Genomic DNA, 19804 nt, shown 5'->3' with positions numbered 1-19804 from the left:
TCCCGGTCCAGGGGAAAGGCAAGGGCCTTTCCCCTGGACGTCACCTTACCAGGCCGGCACCAGCGCCCCCTTGAAGGTTTCCTCAATATAGGCCTTCACGGGCTCGGAATGGTAGGCGGCGACCAGTTTCTTCACCCAGGGCTTGTCCTTGTCGGCTTCCCGCACGGCGATGATGTTGGCATAGGGGCCGTTGGCGGGTTCGCGTGCGATGGCATCGCGGATCGGGTCCAGCCCGGCTTCCAGCGCGTAATTGCCATTGATGGCGGCGGCATCCACATCACCCAGGCTGCGCGGCAATTGTGCGGCGTCCAGTTCGATGATGTCCAGCCGCCGCGGATTGTCGGTGATGTCCAGCACGGTTGCCTTTAATCCAACCTTGGGATCAAGACCGATCAGCCCTTCGCGGGCCAGCAGCAGCAGGGCGCGGCCGCCATTGGTCGGGTCGTTGGGAATGGCGATCCGGGCCCGGCGGGGCAGCATGTCCAATGATTTGACCTTGCTGGAGAACAGGCCGAGCGGAAAGGTCACGGTCTGGCCGACGGCCACCAGCTTGTAACGCCGGTCGGCGATCTGGTTGTCCAGATAGGGCTGGTGCTGGAAGCTGTTGGCCTCCAGGTCGCCACTGTCCAGGGCGGCATTCGGCACGACATAGTCGCTGAATTCCAGGATGCGGATGTCCAGGCCGTCAGCCCTGGCCTGTTCCTTCACCTTTTCCATGATCTGGGCATGCGGACCGGCGGAAACGCCGACGCGGATGGTTTCCGCCCCGGCACCGGGGGACAGGATCAACGCGGCGGCCAGGGCCAGCAGGGCGGGAATGCGCATGGGAAAGGTCCTCAATTGCCGGGGTTGCGCTTGTCCAGGCGGCGGGCCAGCGCCTCGCCGCCCGATTGCAGGGCTTGTACAAGGATGATCAGGATCAGCACGACGGCCAGCATCATTTCCGGCATGAAGCGCTGATAGCCATAACGGATGCCAAGATCGCCCAGGCCGCCACCCCCCACGGCCCCGACCATGGCCGAATAGCCGACCAGGTTGACGGCGGCCAGGGTCAGGCCGCGCACGATGCCGGCCCGTGCCTCGGGCAGCAGGATCTTGGTGACCATCTGGCCCGGCCGCGCGCCCATGGCGCGGGCGGCATCCAGCAATCCATGATCGACATCGCGCACGGCGGCTTCCACGACGCGCGCGATGAAGGGAATGGCGGCCAGGGTCAGGGGCACGGTGGCCGCTGCCGTCCCGATGGATGTTCCGGTCAGCGCCCGGGTCAGCGGCACGATGGCCACCACCAGAATGATGAAGGGGGTGGAACGCGCGGCATTCACGACCAGCCCCAAGAGGCGTTGCAGGGCAGGGCGGGGCATCAGGTCGCCGGGACCGGACAGGGCCAGGAACAGGCCCAGCGGAACCCCGGCAAGCGTGGCCAGACTGCCGGCCACGGCCACCATGACCAATGTCTGCACGGTGGCGTCAGACAGCAGTGACAGCATCTGTGGCGACATGGCCCAGAACCTCGATCTCCGCCCCTTGGGCGCGCAATTGATGGATGGCGTCATTGATGCCGCCGGCTGGTCCCGTCAGTGCCGCGACCAGGCCGGCGAAGGGCTGGTCGCCCAGGGACTGCACGCGCCCGGCCACCAGCCGCACCCCGATCCCCATCCGCCCCAGATCGGACAGGAGGGGGGAGGCGGCAAGCCCGCCCACGGCATGCAGGCGTATCAGCACGGCCCCGTCCTGCACCGGCGCGGATGACAGGCGTGTGGCCAGTGCCGGCGGCAAAGCCGTTCCCGTCTCCCCCAACAGGAAGCGGCGCGTGGTGGGATGGCGCGGGTGGGCGAAAACGGTGGCCACCGGCCCCTGTTCGATGATGCGGCCGGCTTCCAGCACCACGACCTGATCGGCCACTTCGCGGACCACGCCCATCTCATGCGTGATCAGCAGGACGGTCAGGCCCAGTTCGCGGTTGATGCGCCGGATCAGCGCCAGGATCTGCCGCGTCGTCTCCGGGTCCAGGGCCGATGTCGCCTCATCGCACAGCAGCAGGCGTGGGCTGGGCGCCAGCGCGCGGGCAATGCCGACGCGCTGCTTCTGCCCGCCCGACAGGGCCGCCGGGTACTGGCCCGCCTTTTCCGTCAGCCCGACCAGAGCCAGCAGTTCGGCCACGCGCGGGCCGATACGGTCCCGGTTCCAGCCGGCCAGTTCCAGCGACAGGGCAACATTGCCCGCCACCGTCCGGTTGGCCAGCAGGTTGAAATGCTGGAAAATCATGCCGATGGATTGCCGCACACGGCGTAATGCCGGCTCGTCCAGCATGGTCAGGTCCGTCCCGTCCACCACGACGCGGCCGGCATCCGGCCGTTCCAGCATGTTGACGGCGCGCAACAGGCTGCTTTTGCCCGCCCCGCTGGGGCCGACGATGGCCGTGATGCCGCCATGGGGGATATCTAGGTCGATCCCATCCAGCGCGGCGACCGGCGTACCGTCCTTGCTTTGAAAAATCTTGGCGATGCCCGACAACCGCACCATCGATGCGGGTGGGGCGCCCGTTGCCTGCTGCGTCAATATCCGATCCATTGTCCTGACATGCCGGACGGCCATTCCGGGTGGCTTCTGTCCGATCCTGCCCCGATTGCTGCTTTGCGCAAAGGGTGAAACGACGGCCCGGCACGCACAACCGGATAATTCACGTTCCTGCCATGTGTTGTTGGAAAAATAACACATGATGTTCGTTGATAGTTTGCTGGTGCGACTGGCACGGGCTTTCATGGCCGCAGCGCCGGGCATGCTGCTCCACAGCGGTAACCGTGTGTCATTGGTATCGGTATCCTATGATCCGTTGCCTGGCCTGTGCTTTCGGCAGGCTACCAAACAATCCTGTTGAAATTCGATATGACACCGGTTACCACAATGGAGTGCCGCAGATAGTGCCGGGGTGGTGCTCACCCTCGCCAACGGTTCGTGTCCAAGGTAGTCCGGAACATGCCCAAACCCCTGGCCCTTCATGATGATCGCCTGTTTCCCGCCGATCCCGGCACGCGCGCCATCGCGCGGCGGCTTTATGGCCTGATCCGGGATCTGCCGATCATCAGCCCGCACGGCCATACGGACCCGGCCTGGTTCTCGGGCAACGCCCATTTCGGCAACCCCACGCAGCTTCTTCTGGCGCCTGACCACTATCTCTACCGCATGCTCTACAGCCAGGGCATCGCCATGGGGGATATCGGGGTGGGGGACCGGTCCGGCCCGTCCAAGGCCGATCCGCGGGCCGCATGGCGTCTGTTCGCCGGCAACTTCCACCTGTTCCGCGCCACGCCGTCCTGGCTGTGGCTGAACCATGTGTTCGTGCATGTCTTCGGTATGGAAGTGGCCCTTTCTGCCGACACGGCCGATCTTTACTACGATACGATCGATGCCGCGCTTAAGACCGACGCTTTCCGGCCCCGCGCCCTGTTCGACCGGTTCAACATCGAACTGCTGGCCACCACGGAATCGCCGACGGACACGCTGGACCATCATCACGCCATACGTGCCAGCGGCTGGCCCGGCCGGGTTGTCACCGCTTACCGTCCCGACCCCGTCGTCGATCCCGAGCATGAGGATTTCCAGTCCGCGCTCCACCTCTTCGCCGAGGTGACGGGGGAGGATGTGCATGACTGGAAGGGCTATCTGAACGCCCATCGCAAGCGCCGGCGCGATTTCATGGCCGTCGGCGCCACCAGCACCGACCATGGCCACATTACGGCCAACACGGCCGATCTCTCTCAAGCTGACGCGGAAAAGCTGTTCCGCAAGGTGCTGAAAGGGGATTTCACCCCTACCGAGGCAGAGGTTTTCCGGGGCCAGTTGCTGACCGAGATGGCGGGGATGAGCATCGAGGACGGACTGGTCATGCAAATCCATCCCGGTGCCTTCCGCAATCACAACGGCCAGGTCTTCGACAGGTTCGGCCGCGACAAGGGCGGCGATGTGCCGTCGCGCACCGATTACATCCGGGCGCTGAAGCCGCTGCTGGACCGGTATGGCAATGATCCGCGCCTGTCGATCATCCTGTTCACCCTGGATGAAACGACCTATGCGCGTGAACTGGCGCCGCTGGCCGGCCATTATCCGGTGCTGAAGCTCGGCCCCTCCTGGTGGTTCCATGACAGTCCGGAAGGCATGATGCGCTTTCGTGAGCAGGTGACGGAGACCGCCGGATTCTACAATACCGTCGGGTTCAACGACGACACGCGCGCGTTCCTGTCCATTCCGGCCCGCCATGACGTCGCGCGCCGTGTCGACAGCGCCTTCCTGGCCCGGATGGTGGCCGAACACCGCCTGCACGAGGACGATGCGGCAGAAGTCGCCGTCGACCTCGCCTATAATCTGCCCAAGCGCGCCTACAAGCTTTGACCCATCGCTGAGGGGGGAAGGCCTGCCGCCTGGCGGGTCCCTCACAGTTAATGACGAATATAGCGGGAGGAAGCCCCATGTTTGCCAAGACCTATCACGCCACCCATCCCGTGATGATGCAGGGCGCCAGCAACGATGATCTGCGCGACCGCTACCTGATGACGGGCCTGTTCGTGGCCGACAAGGTGGTGCTGAATTACAGCCACAATGAGCGTTTCATCGTCGGCGGCGCCACGCCCGTGTCCGGCACGCTGGACCTGCCGCGCCAGACGGAACCGGCATCGGCAGCCGGCCACCCGTTCCTGTCCCGGCGCGAACTGGGCATCGTGAATATCGGTGGGGCGGGCAGCGTCACGGTCGACGGCACCGTGCATGAACTGGGCAACAAGGACGGGCTTTATGTTGGCATGGGGGCGGCCGATCTGTCCTTCGACTCAGCCGATGCCGGCAATCCAGCCCGGTTCTATCTGGTATCCACACCGGCCCATGCCAGCTTTCCCACCAGGAAGATCGGTATCAAGGATGCGGTCGCGCTGGATCGCGGCGCGCTGGAGACCAGCAACGAGCGCACGATCTATCAGTATATCGTGCCGGCAACCTGTCAGTCGGCGCAATTGCTGCTGGGTTTGACCATGCTGAAGCCGGGTTCCGTCTGGAACACCATGCCGCCGCACCTGCATGATCGCCGGTCGGAGGTCTACCTTTATTGCGACCTTCCCGGTGACAACCGCGTGTTCCACTTCATGGGCGAGCCGGAGGCTGCCCGCCACATCGTGGTTGGCGACGGGGAAGCCGTAATGTCGCCGCCCTGGTCCATCCATATGGGCAGCGGCACCGCCAACTACTCCTTCATCTGGGCCATGGGCGGCGAGAATCTCGATTATACCGACATGAACGTCATCGATATCTGCCAGTTGCGTTGAAGAGTACGGCTGCCAGCGGGAGAACTCCAGTCATGACCCATCCCTTCGACCTTTCCGGCAAGGTGGCTGTTGTCACCGGTGCCAATACCGGCATCGGCCAGGGAATCGCACTGGCACTGGCCGGGGCGGGCGCCGCCATCGTGGCCGTCGGCCGGTCGACGCCCGGCGATACCCAGGCTGCCGTGGAGGGGGTCGGTGGTCGCTTCGCGTTCGTGCCCGCCGATCTGGGAACGGGCGCGCCGATCGCCGATATCGTGAACAAGGTGGCCGCCGCCTTCGGGCGCATCGACATTCTGGTCAATAATGCCGGCACGATCCGCCGCGCCGATGCGCTGGATTTTTCCGAACAGGATTGGGACGATGTGCTGGACGTCAACCTGAAGACGCCCTTCTTCCTGTCCCAGGCCGTGGCGAGGCATTTCATCGCGCAAGGGTCTGGCGGCAAGATCATCAATATCGCTTCCATGCTGTCCTTCCAGGGCGGCATCCGCGTCGTCTCCTACACCGCGTCGAAAAGCGGGATCGCCGGTGTCACCAAGCTTCTGGCAAATGAATGGGCGGCCAGGGGGATCAATGTGAACGCCATCGCCCCCGGCTATTTCGCCACCAACAATACCGAGGCGCTGCGCGCCGATGAGAACCGCAACCGCGACATCCTGGCCCGTATCCCCGCCGGCCGCTGGGGGACACCGTCGGATCTGGGTGGGGCGGCCGTGTTCCTGGCTTCCGCGGCAGCCGACTATATCCACGGCGTCACCCTTCCCGTGGATGGCGGCTGGCTGGCCCGTTAAAGCCGGACTGTCCTCTTTCCCCCTCAACCTCCCGGCATCGCGCAGATGCGCATGCCACCTGCTCCCCCGCCCTTCATCCAGGGCGGGGGTTCTTTTTGGTGGTTGCGAGCGCAACACCCGCCATAAGGCGATGCCTGCCCCGCGTTGGCACCCTTTGACTTTCATGTTGCAATGCAGAATCATACCTGCACATGAGAGAAGAAATTTCTGGCGCTTTGGACGAAAGCGCCGCCGCTTCCCCCCGCATCGGGGCCCCCGCGGCGACAGACTTGGCGGATGCCACGGTCATCCCCTTTCACCGCTATACTGAATTTGATCGCCGCTGGCCCGTGCCGGGGCAGGGCGAGGTGCTGGTCGTGCCCCTGGGCGGCTTGGGCCGCATCGGCATGAACTGGACGCTTTACGGCCATGACGGCGCCTGGCTGCTGGTCGATGCCGGCATCGCCTTCCCCGATCAGGGGGTTGTGGGGGTGGATTGCATCATTCCCGACCCGGCCTTCCTGGCACCCATCCGCGACCGCCTGCTGGGTCTGGTTGTCACCCATGGCCATGAAGACCATATCGGCGCCATCGACCGGCTCTGGCCGCAGGGGATCGATTGCCCCATCTGGGCGACGCCCTTCGCGCTGGGCCTGATCACCCGCCGCCTGGACGAGGCGGGCGTGCTGGAGAAGGTGGCATTGCATGCCTATCCGGTGGGCGGGGCGTTCGATGTGGGGCCATTCCACATCCGATCCATCCGCATGACGCATTCCATCCCGGAACCGGTGGCACTGGCCATCGATACCGGGGCGGGCACCGTGCTGCATACCGGCGACTGGAAATTCGATACGGACCCGCGCATCGGCCAACCCACTGATCTCGACGCGCTGCGCCGGCTGGGGGATGACGGCGTGCTGGCCATGCTGTGCGACAGCACCAATGCCCACAAGGACCTGCCCGCCACGTCCGAAGCACAGGTACGACGCGCTTTCGACCGGCTGTTCGCCAGCCGCAAGGGTCAGGTCGCCATCTGCTGCTTCGCCACGAATGTGGCGCGCGTGTCGTCGGCGGTTGAAGCGGCTGTGGCCGCGGGCCGTCATGTGGCGTTGGCCGGCCGTTCCATGCGCAATTGCGACGAGACGGCCCGCGCGCTGGGCATGCTGGACCATGTGCCCGTGCCGCTGGCCGAACCGGCCCACCTGAAGGGGCTGGACCGGACACAGGTCGCCCTGGTCTGCACCGGCGGGCAGGGGGAGGAAAAGGCGGCCCTGGCCAAGCTGGCCCGAGGCGAGCGGCGCTTCCCGCCGTTCGGGGCCGGTGACACCGTGGTCCTGTCCGCGCGGATCATTCCCGGCAACGAGGAGGCGGTGGAAAAGGTCGTCTCCAAGCTGCGGGCCCGTGGGGTGGAAGTGCTGATGGGCACCGACCTGCTGGGCGGGGAACCGTTGCATGTTTCCGGCCACCCCGGCGCCAACGAGCTGCGGGCGCTTTACGAGTTGGTCCGTCCGCGCATCGCGCTGCCTGTGCATGGCACCGATATGCATCTGGCCGCCCATGCCCGCCTGGCCCGTGCCGCCGGCTGTGAGGCCGCCATCGTGGCGGAGGAAGCGGAAGTGATCCGCCTGTCACCGCAGGGATCAAGGGTCCTGGGCCGCGTGAACGCTCCGCTGCTGGCGCTGGAAAGTTCTCCCGATGGCGACCGCGTCTCCTACGATCCCGGCCGGGTGCTGGTGGCGGGACAGGTGTGATCACCGCCCCCTGATATTGACCAGCGCCACGCCGGCCAGGGCCAGCGCCCCCCCGGCCAGCGTTGTCCAGACCGGCACCTCTCCGGTCAACGGGATGGCGACGGTGGAAGCGACGACGGGCACCAGATAGAGGAAGTTGGATGCGCGGGCCGCCCCGAAATGGCCCAGCACCAGCATCCAGGCGGCATAGCCGATGACGGCGGGGAAAACTGCCAGGAAGACCAGCGCCCATTGTACCGGTGCCGGCGCCGCCGCCGCTTGGGCAATTCCCTGCGGCAGCCAGGGCAGCAGCCACAAGCCGCCCGTCAGCAAGGTCAGCGCCGAACAGGTCAGCGGTCCATAGCGACCCACCAGAGGACGCTGCAATACGAAGTAGCAGGCCGTCGCCATGGCGGCCGCCACCAGCAGGCTGGTCCCGGCGCCCAGCCGCATTCCCCCCGGCTGGCCGGATGCGATCAGCCCGACGCCGGCCATGCTGAGCACCATGCCGGCCCATGCCCAGGCGCGGAACCGTTCCTTCAGGAACAGGGTGGCCATGATCACGGTCAGCACGGGTGCAATGTTCACGATGAAGCTGGCAGCACCGGCTGCCACCGTCTGCTGTCCGGTATTGAGCAGCAGATTGTACAGCGAAATGCCGATGCCACCGCACAGGCCGGCCCGCACAAGATCCAGACCGCGCGGCAGGGCGGGCCGCGTCCAGGCCAGATAGGCCAGGGCCATCAACCCGGCCATGGCGAACCGTGCCGCGGCCAGCGGCAGCGGGTCCATGCTGTCCAGTGCCAGCCGGATGGCGGGAAAGGCGGAGCCCCAGCTGGTGACGGTGACCAGCATCGCCGCGACGGCGACCATCGTGGCGCGGTTCCGGGAAGGGGAAAGCGGCGGGCTGGCGGCGGTCATGAAGGGTCCTGTATCGGTTTCGCAGCCGGTCCATCCGTCTGGTCGCCCCCATGAGGCGGAATGATCATGGTGGCATCTTGCGGTGGTGGATTGACAGGGGCAAGAACGGTGGGGAAAGGGGTCCACTGTGTGGCTGGAGCCGTGTTTCCACGAAATGCCGGCGCCGGCGATGGAGGCCGGTGATCGGTTGCGATCACCGGTACTTGATATCACGCCGACGCCCCTGCCATCATGGCGTTGATCTGCGGATAGGCCATGCTTTCCACCCAGAGCGGGTCCGATGCCCCATCCGTCAGGAAGGCACCGGCCAGGGAGGCTACGCGCGCCCAGAGATGTTGCGGCAATGCCGATCCGGATGAAAGCCGGCGGACGCCCAGTGCTGCCAGTTCTGCCACGGCCGGCAGGCCAGGCACAGCCATGACATTCAAGGGCAGGCTTGTCCCGGCGGCGATGTCCCCGATTGCCGCCCTGTCCATCAGGCCCGGTGTGAACAGCCCATCGGCGCCGGCGGCTCCATAAAATTCACCGCGCTTGATCACCTCTGCCACCCGGCTTTCGCCGGGCACGAGCTGGCGCAGATACACATCCGTCCGCGCATTGATGAACAGGGCAGGGCCGACCGCCTTCCGGATGGCGGCGATCTTCGCGGCCAGCAGGTCGGGTGCGTCCGTTCCATCTTCGATATTGATGCCGGCAACACCGGTTTCCACCACACGGCGCGCCAGATCGGCCACGGTCGCGGGATCATCGTTGTAACCGGCTTCCATATCGATGCTGACCGGCAGGTCGGGCACCGCCTTCACGATGCCGGCAGACATGGCCAGCAGAAGGTCGGCCGGCAGATGATTGCCATCGGCGATCCCGAGGGCCCAGGCCATCCCCGCGCTGGTGGTGGCAATGGCGCGCGCGCCCTGGCTGCGGATCATCCGGGCGCTGCCGGCATCCCAGGCATTGCACAGGATCAACGGGTCAGGTCCCCTATGCAGGGCCCGGAAGAAGGTGGGCAGATCGTGGGTCATCATGTCTGTTCCAGGGGGAAGGGGGTGGATGCGGAAAGACCTCGCCCGGCCGGTCAGGGGAGAGGGCCTGTGATGTGCCGCCGGGCATAGGCGCCCCAGGGTTCCCATTGCCGTTTGCCGGTGGGGGAGGATGGGGGCAGTGCGCCATCCCACGGGGCGGGTACGCGGCGGCCCGGGCACGCCGCGACAAGGGGGGCGAGAACAGGGTCCAGCGACAGATGGGCATTGATGGTCGGCATGTCGGCCGACAGGTCGAACCGGCGGCGCAGGCGGCTGGCGATGGCAGACAGGGTCCGGATGTCGGCCGTGCGGATAACCGCCTGCAGCGCATGCTGGTCCGGCAGACAGGTCACCGTCACCTCGCCCCCGTCCGGCAGACGTCGCTGCCAGCGGCCCTCGCCGACCTGTTCGGCCGGATCGGCCTGCGCCGAGATGGCCGACAGCAGATCCGGCCAGTCCAGCGGCGGGCGGTAGCGCAGACGCAACCGGATACCATCCTGTGCGACGCTGCCTTCCGGCTGATCCGACGCCACCGCCTGGCGGCGGAGGTCGCGCGGGGGGCGACCGTAAAGCGCCTGGAATGTCTCGTTGAAACGGCGGATGCTGCTGAACCCGGCGGCCAGCGCCACCTCCGCCATGGGCAGACGGGTTTCGTGCAGCAACTGTTTGGCGAAAAGCACACGGCGCGTCTGGGCCACGGCGACAGGGCTGGCCCCCAGATGCTGCTTGAACAGGCGACGCAACTGTCGTTCCCCGACGCCCAGCCGACCAGCCAGCGCATCCACGCTGGCATCATCCCCATCCAGGGCCCCGTCGGCGATCAGCGTCAGTCCACGCGACACGGTGTTGGATGTGCCACGCCATACGGCCAGATCGGGTGCCGCCTCCGGCCGGCAGCGCAGGCAGGGGCGAAACCCCCCCTCCTGTGCCGCCGCGGCACTGGGATAGAAACGGCAATTGTCCACCTTGGGCGTGCGCGCCGGGCATACCGGCCGGCAATAGATGCCGGTGGTCAGCACGGCCGTGAAGAAACGCCCGTCGAATCGGGCGTCCCGTGTCTGCACGGCGCGGTAACAGGCGATGGGATCGAGCATTTCCATGGCGTCGATCCTGCCACGGCCGGGGGCGGCCCGCTCGCGGTTTTCGGACATCGCCACAGGGGGCTCAGTATTCCTTGCGCGCAGGCAGGATCAAGCAACCCACCGCCACCGCGTTGCCCAGCAACAACAAGGGCACGGCCCAGAGAGGGGGCAGGAACTGCACAAGGACGATGGCCAGTCCGAACATTGCGAAGGCCAGCAGCATTTCAGCGAACAGAGCGACCAGGTTGCCCTGGTAGCGTTTCTGGAACGCCTTGCGCCCACCGGTCACAGGGCTCTGCCTTATGTCCAGCAGCAGGAACAGCGCGATGCCCAGTATCGTCGACAGCCAGAGAACCAGGGCGGACCAGGGGGCCGACGGCGCGATATACAGCCAGATCAGCGTGGACGGCACCAGAGCTGGCAGGGCCGCGGCCAGCAAACGGTCGGCAAGAAGCCGTCGGGCAGGGACGGGTGCGGTGCCAAGAAGGTCCGGCGCATCCTCCGCCACCAGGGCCAGCCAGACCAGCGCCCCGGAGAGCAGCCCCGCCACCGGTACGACGCTGAGCCAGGCGAAGGCCAATGCCTCTCCCGTCGCAGTGTCGATGGTCTTGCCCAGCGTGGGCAGGGCCACCGGTACGGCGATAAGCAGGATGGAGGCCACCTGTGTCAGCAGGCTGGGATCGCGCAGGATCAGCCGCCATTCCTTCCACAGCACGGCCGACGTGGCACCACGCACCTTGAGAGCGACGGGTTTGCCATCCGTCTTTCGCTTGCGCGGGGTGGCATCGGTGCCCGCGGCCGCATTGACAGACCGCACGAAAAGCGGCCCCAGCAGCAGGGTGCAGGCTGCGAATCCCCCCAGCGACAGAACCAGCAGGATGGCCAGCGGTATCGGCTCCCCGGTGATCGCCGCACCCAGCCAGCGTACCGGCTCCGCCATGGGATGGTCGGAAAAGGCTGCCATCTCCGCATAGTTCTGCCGTCTTGTGGCGCTGTCGGCCGTGCTGTTCATATTGGGGATTTGCGCCGCCACGGCCGCCCCGATGCCGATCACACCGCCAATGACCTGCGCCACGGTCCGCGCCCGCCGCGGTCCCAGCAGGCGCACCAGTCCCAGCACCATCAGAAAGGAAAGCGTGGTGGCCAGCAGCGCCACGGCCGGCAGGCTGACATAGCCGACCAGCCAACGGCCCGACACGATCACGGCCCCGGTATTCATGAAGGCGGCCGTGGTCAGCACCGTACCGGACATGATGGTGATGGCGACGGCCAGCAGTCGCACGGGCATGATGGTGCGCGCCGGCAGCGGGGAAGACAGCAGAAGGTCCATGTCGCCGCGCGTATAGAAGGCGTTCACGGTCAATTGCATGGCCCCGGCCAGCATCACGGCCACGGCGAAGATGGCTGCACCGCCGAAGATCAATTGAACGGCTTCCGGCGAGATTCTGATCTTGGCAAAGCCGAAGGCGGACAGCACGCCAACCCCATGCAGGAACAGGACGCCCAAGATCAGAGCGGCCCAGGCCCAGGGGCCGACCTTGCGGGTCCGCAGGGCCAGACGCAGTTCATGACGCAGCAGCCAGGGCAGGCTGCCGGGCTTCAGCAATGTCATGCGGCCACCGCCTTGCCGGACACCAGATCAAGGAACAGATCCTCCAGCGTTGCGCCGTCGCGCCCATGCTGCCGGCGCAACGCATCCAGCGTCCCTTCGGCCAGGAGCAGCCCGTGCTGAATGATGCCGATCCGGTCCACCAGCCGTTCGGCCACCTCCATAATATGGGTGGTCAGGATGATGGTGCAGCCGTTGCGCGCGCGCTCAACCAGCAGGTCCTTCACCTGCCGGGCGATGGCCGCATCCAGCCCCGTCAGCGGCTCGTCCAGGATCAGCAGGCGCGGATCGTGGATCAGCGCGCCGGCAAGCGCCGCCTTCTGCTTCATTCCCCGTGAAAACCCCTCGCACCGTTCATGCCGGTGGTCATGCAGGTCGAGCCGGATCAGCAGTTCGTCCGCGCGGTCGCTGGCGACGCTTGCGTCGATACCCCACAAACCTGCCACGAATTCCAGATATTCCAGCGGCGTCAGCTTGTCGTAAAGCATCGGCTCATCCGGCAGCCAGGCGGTCTGCCGCTTGGCTGCCACGGGGTCGCGGCCCGTGTCGAAGCCGAAGACATTGATACTGCCTGCCGTCGGGTTGAGCAGCCCGACGACCATCTTCAGCGTCGTGGTCTTGCCGGCACCATTGGGCCCCAACAGTCCATAGAACTCCCCCTGCCGGATGCTGAGATCGATGCCGCGGACCGCTTCTTTTGAGCCATAGGATTTGCGCAGGCCCCGGATTTCCAATGCGGGGGGAAGGGAGGGGTCGATCATCTCGGCGGGTCTCCATGCGGGCGCGGGGACAGGTTTGCATGGAGCAGATTAAAGAGTTTCGCAACCATATGGAACACCACAACGGCTTTCGCCCCGCGCGGCCGGCGGGGCGAAACCGTTCAACCCGTCTGGTTTCAGCGGGGAAAACCTACCGGATGGCCCGCACCCCCCCGATCAGGATGCAGGCGCCCAGGATGCCGGCCACCAGATAGCCGAGCCAGCCGCCGAAATAGACACCCAGGATGCCGAACAGGAAGCTGGCCAGCGCCGCTCCCACGATGCCCAGGATGATGTTCAGAAGAACACCCGTGTCGCTTTTCATGAGCATCGAGGCGATCCAGCCCGCCAGGCCCCCGATGATGATGGCTGCGATCCAGCCGATATTCGCGTCGTTCATCAGCAACCTCTATGGATGTTGGGTGCTTGCCACCGGCCTTCACCGGCAGATGACATAACGGATTATCACCGGCGATGGTTCCCGTCCGAATTGGCTGCCCCGGAATTGCCGGCCGGTTCACCGACCATGAGGCGCGCGGAAGCGGCGGATGTAAATTTCAAAATGAAAACGCCGCCCGCATTGACCTGCGGGCGGCGTCATCGGCAGCGAAACGAAGATGTAAGGCGTGCCCGTCAGGCGGCGGCCTGATCCGCCGCCACGGACAGCTTCACGATCGTATCGGGGTCGCGGACCTCGCCATTGCGGCCCTGGCCGCGCTTGATATTGTCCACATGCTCCATGCCCTCGGTGACCTGGCCCCACACGGTGTACTGGCCGTCCAGGAACCGGGCGTCGGCGAAGCAGATGAAGAACTGGCTGTCGGCGCTGTTCGGGTTGGCCGCGCGCGCCATGGAGCAGGTGCCGCGCACATGCGGTTCGCGGCTGAATTCCTGTGGCAGGTTCTGGCCGGAACCGCCCATGCCGTTACCGTCCGGGCAGCCACCCTGGGCCATGAACCCCTCGATCACGCGATGGAAGGTCAGGCCGTCGTAAAAACCCTCCCGCGCCAGTTCCTTGATGCGGGCCACATGCTTGGGCGCCAGGTCGGGGCGAAGCTGGATGGTGACGCGGCCCGATGCCAAGTCGAGATAGAGGGTATTTTCCAGGTCCATGATGGTCTTCCTTGTCGCCGGATGCTGCCCGGCTGTCGGTTGCATGCTGCGCGTACCATAACGGCACGGACGGCGGTTGGGAACAGGGGCGGGCGCGATGGCTACCCGCTAATTCCGGGATGGCACGGCCTTGGGCGGGCGTGGCGGATCGGCCGACACGCGCAGTGACAGGATGCGATCCGGGTCCTTGACATAGCCGTTCTTCTTTACATCCCCCGTCTTCAGCCCGTCGATCAGGTCCATCCCCTGCACCACATGGCCCCAGAGCGTGTAATTGCCGTCCAGTGATGGGTCACCCCCTGTGAGGATGAAGAACTGACAGTCGCCGCTGTTGCGGTTCATGCCGCGGGCCATGGAAACGGCGCCGCGCACATGCGGCTCGGCGGAGGGCTCCAGGTCCAGCCAACGCCCCGTGCCACCATGGCCGGTCCCGCTATTGTCCCCCGTCTGGGCCATGAAGCCCGGAATGACGCGGTGGAAGGGCAGGCCGTCATAGAAGCCCCGGCGCACGAGTTGCCTGATGCGCGCCACATGCACAGGCGCCAGATCGGGGCGCATCTGGATGAGGACGGTGCCGGTGGCCAGTTCCATGACCAGCATGTGCTCCGGCATGGCCGGCGGACGCTCTGCCAGGGCGGCCGGCGCCAGCAGGAGAAGGATGATCAGACAGGCAAGGCGCTTCAACATTGGCGGCATCATCGTGCATCGGTTGCGTGGCCACGATAACGGCAGCATCCTTGCAAGAACAAGGGCGGTATGGCCGCAGGGGCGGCGGGAATTGCCGGGTGGTGCCGTGGGATGACGCGCGCGACAAGGATGGGACTGGTTCTCGCGGCCCTGATGCTGGCGGGGGCAATGTTTCTTTGGATGCTGCTGCCGGCCATGCTGGCCGCCCGCTGGACGGCCGATCTGCGGGCCTGGGGATATCCACAGGCGGAACTGGCCGTCGATCATCTGGGGCCTGGAGGGATATCCGGCGCCTTCAGCCTGGGCGGCGACCAGGGGGCTGACCAGTTCAGCCTGCGTTTCAGCCCCGCCGATCTCTGGCATGGACGGATCGGCCCTTTGCATATCGAAGGCTTGCATCTGTCACTGCCCGTGGGGCCGGACGGTATCCGGCTGCCGCAAGGCACCGCCTTGCCGATCACCGGTCCCGTCACGTTCGGGGGGGCACGCATCGCCCTGACATCCGACGTCGGATTGCCCCCGCTGATTATCAAGGGCGATGGCCGCCTGGATAGGGGACCTGACGGCTGGCAAGGCCGCATCGGCGGCACCGCGCGTTTCGGCGTGGCACAGGCGGGGGTGGAGGCTGCGGCAGCCTGGGACGCTGGCAGACTGACCGAACTGAACTATCGGCTGACCCCCCGCGACGAGGCGGGGCAAAGCCGTCTGTCAGGGCAGGGACGGCTGGTGCGCCCGGACCGCAGCAACTGGACGGCGGCGATCGATCTGCAGGCTGCCGGCCTGGGCAGGGGCCTGCCCGATCTGGTGCTGAACTGGCATGACGGACAAGGGACGGTGCGGGCCGATTGGGCGACAGCCGCCCGGCTGAACCTTTCCGTGAAGGATGACGGGCAGGGGCGTCACCGGCTGGAAGGCGGGCTGACCATCACCGATATCACGCAGTTCGCGACAAGGGCAGGGCTGCCTGATCCCGGATTGACCGGTGGTCCCGTCCTGCTGGCCCTCCAGGCCGACAACCTGCTTTCGCTGGATGCGATTCCCGCCACGGGACCAACTGTGGCGCTGCGTCTGACAGCCGATGGCATCGGCATCGGTGGCGGCCCTCGTGACAATTCACTGTCGCTTGGCCTGCTGCTGGTCCGTCGCGACGGGGGATGGTGGCTGGCGCCGGATCCCGTTACGGCGGGCAGTGTGAACCTGCCGACGCTGGGGGTGGAGGGGCGGGGCCTGATGGTGGCCGGTCCCGTGATCACCCCGCTTGATCTGCGGCTGGGGGTGGCGTCGCTGCGCACGGGGTGGACGGCCGCCTTGCCCGTCGATGGCCGTCTGCACGGCGACCCCGCCGGCGAAGTACGCCTGGACTGGACGGCCGGCGGGGTGGATCGGGCTGTTTCGCTGAAGGGCGAGGTCACCCTGCACCTGCCGGATGGCAGTGGCCGGGCGATGCTGGAGCTCTCTCCGTTGCGGGTCGGGGCGGACGGACGGCGTGTGGAAAGCCTGTTCCCTGGCAGTCCGCTGCCCGCCGGTCTTTCCGGCACCATCGCGGCACGTCTGCGGGCCGGGTGGCACGAGGGCACCCTGGACGGTACCGCCGACCTGCTGCTGGACCAGGTGGCGCTGGAGCGGCCGGGATTGCGGCTGGCCGGGGTGAACGGCGTCCTGCGCTTCGATCGCTTGTCCCCCTTGTCCATGCCGGCCCAGCGGCTGTCCGTGGCGCTGGCCGATGTCGGCGTCCCGTTGCGCGCGGGCGCCGTCGGCCTTGAACTGCCGGGTGATGGCGTGCTGAGGCTGACACCGGAGGCTTTCAGGTGGACAGACAATCCCGTGACGGTCGCAGCCACCACCTATCGGTTGGGCAGTTCCCGACTGGATATGGGGATCGAGGTGGCTGGCCTGCCGCTGGCGGATGCGTTGCGGGCGGTGGGGGTGATGGGGCTGAATGCCGATGGCGCGCTGTCGGGGCGGCTGCCGCTGCGATGGGATGCGGCCGGGGTCCGGCTGGGACCCGGCCGTCTGCATGCCGGCGGGGCCGGGCGCCTGGCGCTGGCCTCTCCGGCCATACCTGTCTGGCTGGACCCCGGCCACAATGACAGCCTGGCGCTGGTGACCCGTGCGCTGAATGACTACCGTTATGACGGGTTGGAATTGTCGTTTGATGGTTTGGAACGCCGGCTGGACCTGTCCGGGGCCAGTCCCGGCCTTTATGGCGGCTATCCGATGAACATGTCCTTGCGTCTGGCCCCATTCCGGGTGCCGCCGCCGCCACCGTCGGCGCCGCCGGACGACATCACGTCGGCCATCGCCGCCTTCAAGGCGATGGGGGAATAGGTCTCCATCTGTCGAGCCGGCGGCAAAAAGGGCATGAAAATGCCGCAGACGGACCCTATCCCCTTGCTGAAACCAGCATATGATTGCCGCGCGACCATGGCATGGCGCGGTTGCGCCGCGGGAGGCTTCAGTTGACACATGCGCAGCGGTCGGGGACAAGCATTCGACCATGTCCCGTGATCCGTGAGACGACCAAGACGATGAACAGCGCCCGTTCCTTTCGCCGCTTGCTGTTGTCCACGGCGTTGGCTTGCGGGCTGGCCGTGCCCATGGCCCGGGCGCAGACCCCTGCAGCCGACGGTACCGGGCAGGGCCAGGGGCAGCCGGTCCTGCTCTATGCCGACCGGGTCGACTATGATCAGGACCTGGGGATCGTCACGGCGCGGGGACAGGTCGAACTGAGCCAGGGGGCCCGGTTGCTGCTGGCCGACACGGTCAGTTTTTCTGAAAAGACCAATGTCGTCACGGCATCGGGTAACGTCTCCATCCTGGAGCCGACGGGCGAGGTGCTGTTCGCCAACTACCTGGAACTGACCGACGACATGTCGCGCGGCTTCGTGGATCAGGTCCGAATTCTGATGTCGGACAATTCCAAGTTTGCCGCGCTTGAGGGGGAACGGCTGGAGGGGCGCTACACGCGCATGGAAAATGCCGTCTACTCTCCTTGCGAACTGTGCGCGGAGGACCCGTCGCGCCCGCCCATCTGGCAGATCAGGGCGGCCCGTATCACCCATGACCAGGAAAAGCGCGACGTCTATTATCGCGATGCCACGCTGGAGGTGGCGGGCATTCCCATCTTCTGGCTGCCGTTTTTCGGCCATCCCGACCCGACCGTGGAACGGCGGAGCGGCTTTCTTTCCCCCGGTGGCGGCATCAGTTCCGATCTCGGTACCTATGCGCGGCTCTATTATTTCTTCGATATCGACGAGTCGAAGGATTTCACCCTGGAGGTGACGCCCAGCACGAAGGACGGCCTGCTGCTGGGCGGTGAATATCGGCAGCGTTTCGCCACAGGCTCCATCACGGCGGCCGGTAGCGCTGTCTATACCGACCGCGCCCGCGATACCGGGGCCGGCGTGGTGGAAAAGAAGGAATTCCGCGGCCATATCTTCGCCACCGGCCGTTTCGACATTGATGAGCAATGGCGCTGGGGCTTCGACCTGCGCCGGGTGACCGACAATACGCACCTGCTGCGCTACGATTATTCGACAGAGGATATCCTGGCCAGCCGCGCCTTCGTCGAGCAGTTCGACGCCCGGAACTACCTGTCCATCAATGTCTATGATTTCCAGGACCTTCGCCCCGGCAACCCGGAAGAGGAACCCGTCGTCCTGCCCATGGTGACCTATGCCGCGATGGGGGAACCCGGCGGCGTGATGGGCGGGCGCTGGTCGGCCGATGCCGGTTTCCTGTCGCTGTTGCGGTCCAACGGCAACGATACGCGGCGTGTGTCGGGCAGCCTGGGCTGGCGCCGTGACGATGTGACCGGATTCGGCTTGGTTTCCACCGTACAGGCCGAAGCACGGACCGATGGGTATTGGGTCAGCAACCTGCGCCGGTCGGACGGTACCGTGCTGGATGACGACAAGGTACGGTTCCGCGGATTCACCCATGCCGACTGGACCGTCAGCTATCCGCTGGCGCGCCAGGATGGCACGGTCCAGACGCTGCTGGAACCCCTGGTCATGCTGTCGGTGGCGCCGAATATCTCCAACAGCAGCAACATCCCCAACGAGGACAGCCAGGATATCGAGTTCGACTACACGAACCTGTTCCGGGCCTCGCGCTATCCCGGCATCGACCGGCTGGAGGGCGGACAGCGCCTGACCTACGGCATGAAGGCCGGCTTCTACGGCTTCAGCGGCGGGTCCAGCACGCTGTTCCTGGGGCAAAGCCATCGCCTGCAGGGCGACACCGATTTCCCCAATGGATCGGGCCTGCGCCGCCGCACCTCCGACGTGGTCGGCAAGGTCGAGCTGACGCCGAGCCCCTGGCTGGATGTCAGCTACTCGTTCCGGCTGGACAGCGAAACGCTGGCCCAGCGGTTGCACGACGTGTCGGGCGTCTTCGGCCCGTCGCAGTTCCGCGTGACCGGCAGCTATATCTATCTGGACAAGCAGATCCAGGATGGCGGACTTGCCACCCGCAACCGGGAGGAATTGTCGCTGGGCGTCAGTTCGGCATTGACCGATCGCTGGTCCGTCGGCGTCAGCCATCGCCGTGATCTCGCCCCTGACGGGGGCCCGGTGCTGAGCAGCGCGACCCTGACCTATCAGGAGGAATGCCTGACCTTCCAGCTTGTCGGCGAGCGCAATTATACCCGCCGGATCGGCATCGACACGGGTGACCGGCTATTCTTCCGCGTCGTGCTGAAGAATCTGGGCGAATTCCTGAGCCCGTCCCTGTCAGGGTCGGTATTCGGGCAGCAGCAATAGGAAAGACAGGCGGGGGCAGGGGAGACGGTGGGGGCCG

17 protein-coding genes are annotated in these 19804 nt (G+C 66.0%); 6 read left to right on the top strand and 11 right to left on the bottom strand.

What is annotated here, in order from left to right:
- Positions 1-45: 45 nt before the first annotated feature.
- The 3 genes from ACM9LZ_RS02890 to ACM9LZ_RS02880 are packed head-to-tail and all read right to left on the bottom strand — an operon-like array spanning position 46 to position 2562.
- Positions 46-825, bottom strand: coding sequence for a MetQ/NlpA family ABC transporter substrate-binding protein (locus tag ACM9LZ_RS02890; RefSeq protein ID WP_416617836.1), 780 nt, complete (start codon positions 823-825; stop codon positions 46-48).
- 11 nt (positions 826-836) lie between these two features.
- Positions 837-1502: a methionine ABC transporter permease gene (locus ACM9LZ_RS02885; RefSeq protein WP_416617835.1), complete on the bottom strand. Its 666-nt coding sequence runs from the start codon at positions 1500-1502 to the stop codon at positions 837-839.
- Entirely contained in the window at positions 1471-2562 is a 1092-nt protein-coding gene (locus ACM9LZ_RS02880) for a methionine ABC transporter ATP-binding protein (RefSeq protein WP_416617834.1), read from the bottom strand. The genes ACM9LZ_RS02885 and ACM9LZ_RS02880 overlap by 32 nt, the downstream gene beginning before the upstream one ends.
- Before the next feature lie 417 nt (positions 2563-2979).
- Here ACM9LZ_RS02880 and uxaC point away from each other — a divergent pair, with 417 nt between their 5' ends.
- The 4 genes from uxaC (at position 2980) to ACM9LZ_RS02860 (ending at position 7836) form a co-directional block, all read left to right on the top strand.
- Positions 2980-4392 (top strand): glucuronate isomerase, encoded by a 1413-nt coding sequence (gene uxaC / locus ACM9LZ_RS02875; protein WP_416617833.1) that lies wholly within the window; start codon positions 2980-2982, stop codon positions 4390-4392.
- 77 nt (positions 4393-4469) lie between these two features.
- On the top strand, positions 4470-5315 hold the full coding sequence (gene kduI / locus ACM9LZ_RS02870) for a 5-dehydro-4-deoxy-D-glucuronate isomerase (protein WP_416617832.1): 846 nt from the start codon (positions 4470-4472) through the stop codon (positions 5313-5315).
- 32 nt (positions 5316-5347) lie between these two features.
- Positions 5348-6106 (top strand): 2-dehydro-3-deoxy-D-gluconate 5-dehydrogenase KduD, encoded by a 759-nt coding sequence (gene kduD / locus ACM9LZ_RS02865; RefSeq protein WP_416617831.1) that lies wholly within the window; start codon positions 5348-5350, stop codon positions 6104-6106.
- 269 nt (positions 6107-6375) lie between these two features.
- The gene (locus ACM9LZ_RS02860) at positions 6376-7836 is read left to right on the top strand and encodes a ribonuclease J (RefSeq protein WP_416617830.1); all 1461 of its coding nucleotides are present in this window, start codon (positions 6376-6378) and stop codon (positions 7834-7836) included.
- On the opposite strand, the gene ACM9LZ_RS02855 is transcribed toward ACM9LZ_RS02860, so the two are convergent.
- From ACM9LZ_RS02855 to ACM9LZ_RS02820, 8 genes are all read right to left on the bottom strand, one after another.
- A complete protein-coding gene (locus ACM9LZ_RS02855) occupies positions 7837-8736 on the bottom strand; it encodes a DMT family transporter (RefSeq protein WP_416617829.1) in 900 nt (299 codons plus the stop codon). It abuts the gene before it with no gap.
- Between the two features lie 209 nt (positions 8737-8945).
- Positions 8946-9758 (bottom strand): isocitrate lyase/PEP mutase family protein, encoded by an 813-nt coding sequence (locus ACM9LZ_RS02850; RefSeq protein ID WP_416617828.1) that lies wholly within the window; start codon positions 9756-9758, stop codon positions 8946-8948.
- A gap of 50 nt (positions 9759-9808) precedes the next feature.
- Complete coding sequence (locus tag ACM9LZ_RS02845) at positions 9809-10906, bottom strand: bifunctional transcriptional activator/DNA repair enzyme AdaA (RefSeq protein WP_416617949.1); 1098 nt, start codon at positions 10904-10906, stop codon at positions 9809-9811.
- Positions 10907-10919: 13 nt separating this feature from the next.
- Positions 10920-12449 carry a hypothetical protein gene (locus ACM9LZ_RS02840; protein WP_416617827.1) on the bottom strand — a complete coding sequence of 510 codons (1530 nt, stop codon included), beginning with the start codon at positions 12447-12449 and terminating at the stop codon, positions 10920-10922.
- A complete protein-coding gene (locus ACM9LZ_RS02835; RefSeq protein ID WP_416617826.1) occupies positions 12446-13207 on the bottom strand; it encodes an ABC transporter ATP-binding protein in 762 nt (253 codons plus the stop codon). The genes ACM9LZ_RS02840 and ACM9LZ_RS02835 overlap by 4 nt, the downstream gene beginning before the upstream one ends.
- 148 nt (positions 13208-13355) lie before the next feature.
- Positions 13356-13604 carry a GlsB/YeaQ/YmgE family stress response membrane protein gene (locus ACM9LZ_RS02830; protein ID WP_416617825.1) on the bottom strand — a complete coding sequence of 83 codons (249 nt, stop codon included), beginning with the start codon at positions 13602-13604 and terminating at the stop codon, positions 13356-13358.
- A gap of 233 nt (positions 13605-13837) precedes the next feature.
- Positions 13838-14317, bottom strand: a complete 480-nt coding sequence (locus ACM9LZ_RS02825) for a peptidylprolyl isomerase (RefSeq protein WP_416617824.1) — start codon at positions 14315-14317, stop codon at positions 13838-13840.
- A 108-nt stretch (positions 14318-14425) separates the two neighbouring features.
- Entirely contained in the window at positions 14426-15004 is a 579-nt protein-coding gene (locus tag ACM9LZ_RS02820) for a peptidylprolyl isomerase (protein WP_416617823.1), read from the bottom strand.
- Between the two features lie 111 nt (positions 15005-15115).
- On the opposite strand from ACM9LZ_RS02820, the gene ACM9LZ_RS02815 reads away from it, so the two are divergent.
- Both ACM9LZ_RS02815 and ACM9LZ_RS02810 read left to right on the top strand, forming a co-directional pair.
- On the top strand, positions 15116-17332 hold the full coding sequence (locus ACM9LZ_RS02815) for an intermembrane phospholipid transport protein YdbH family protein (protein ID WP_416617822.1): 2217 nt from the start codon (positions 15116-15118) through the stop codon (positions 17330-17332).
- A 200-nt stretch (positions 17333-17532) separates the two neighbouring features.
- The gene (locus tag ACM9LZ_RS02810) at positions 17533-19767 is read left to right on the top strand and encodes an LPS-assembly protein LptD (RefSeq protein ID WP_416617821.1); all 2235 of its coding nucleotides are present in this window, start codon (positions 17533-17535) and stop codon (positions 19765-19767) included.
- Positions 19768-19804: the final 37 nt, after the last annotated feature.

Source organism: Niveispirillum fermenti (assembly GCF_048066175.1).
Lineage (GTDB): Bacteria > Pseudomonadota > Alphaproteobacteria > Azospirillales > Azospirillaceae > Niveispirillum > Niveispirillum fermenti.
This window is presented reverse-complemented; position numbering and strand designations above follow the sequence as displayed.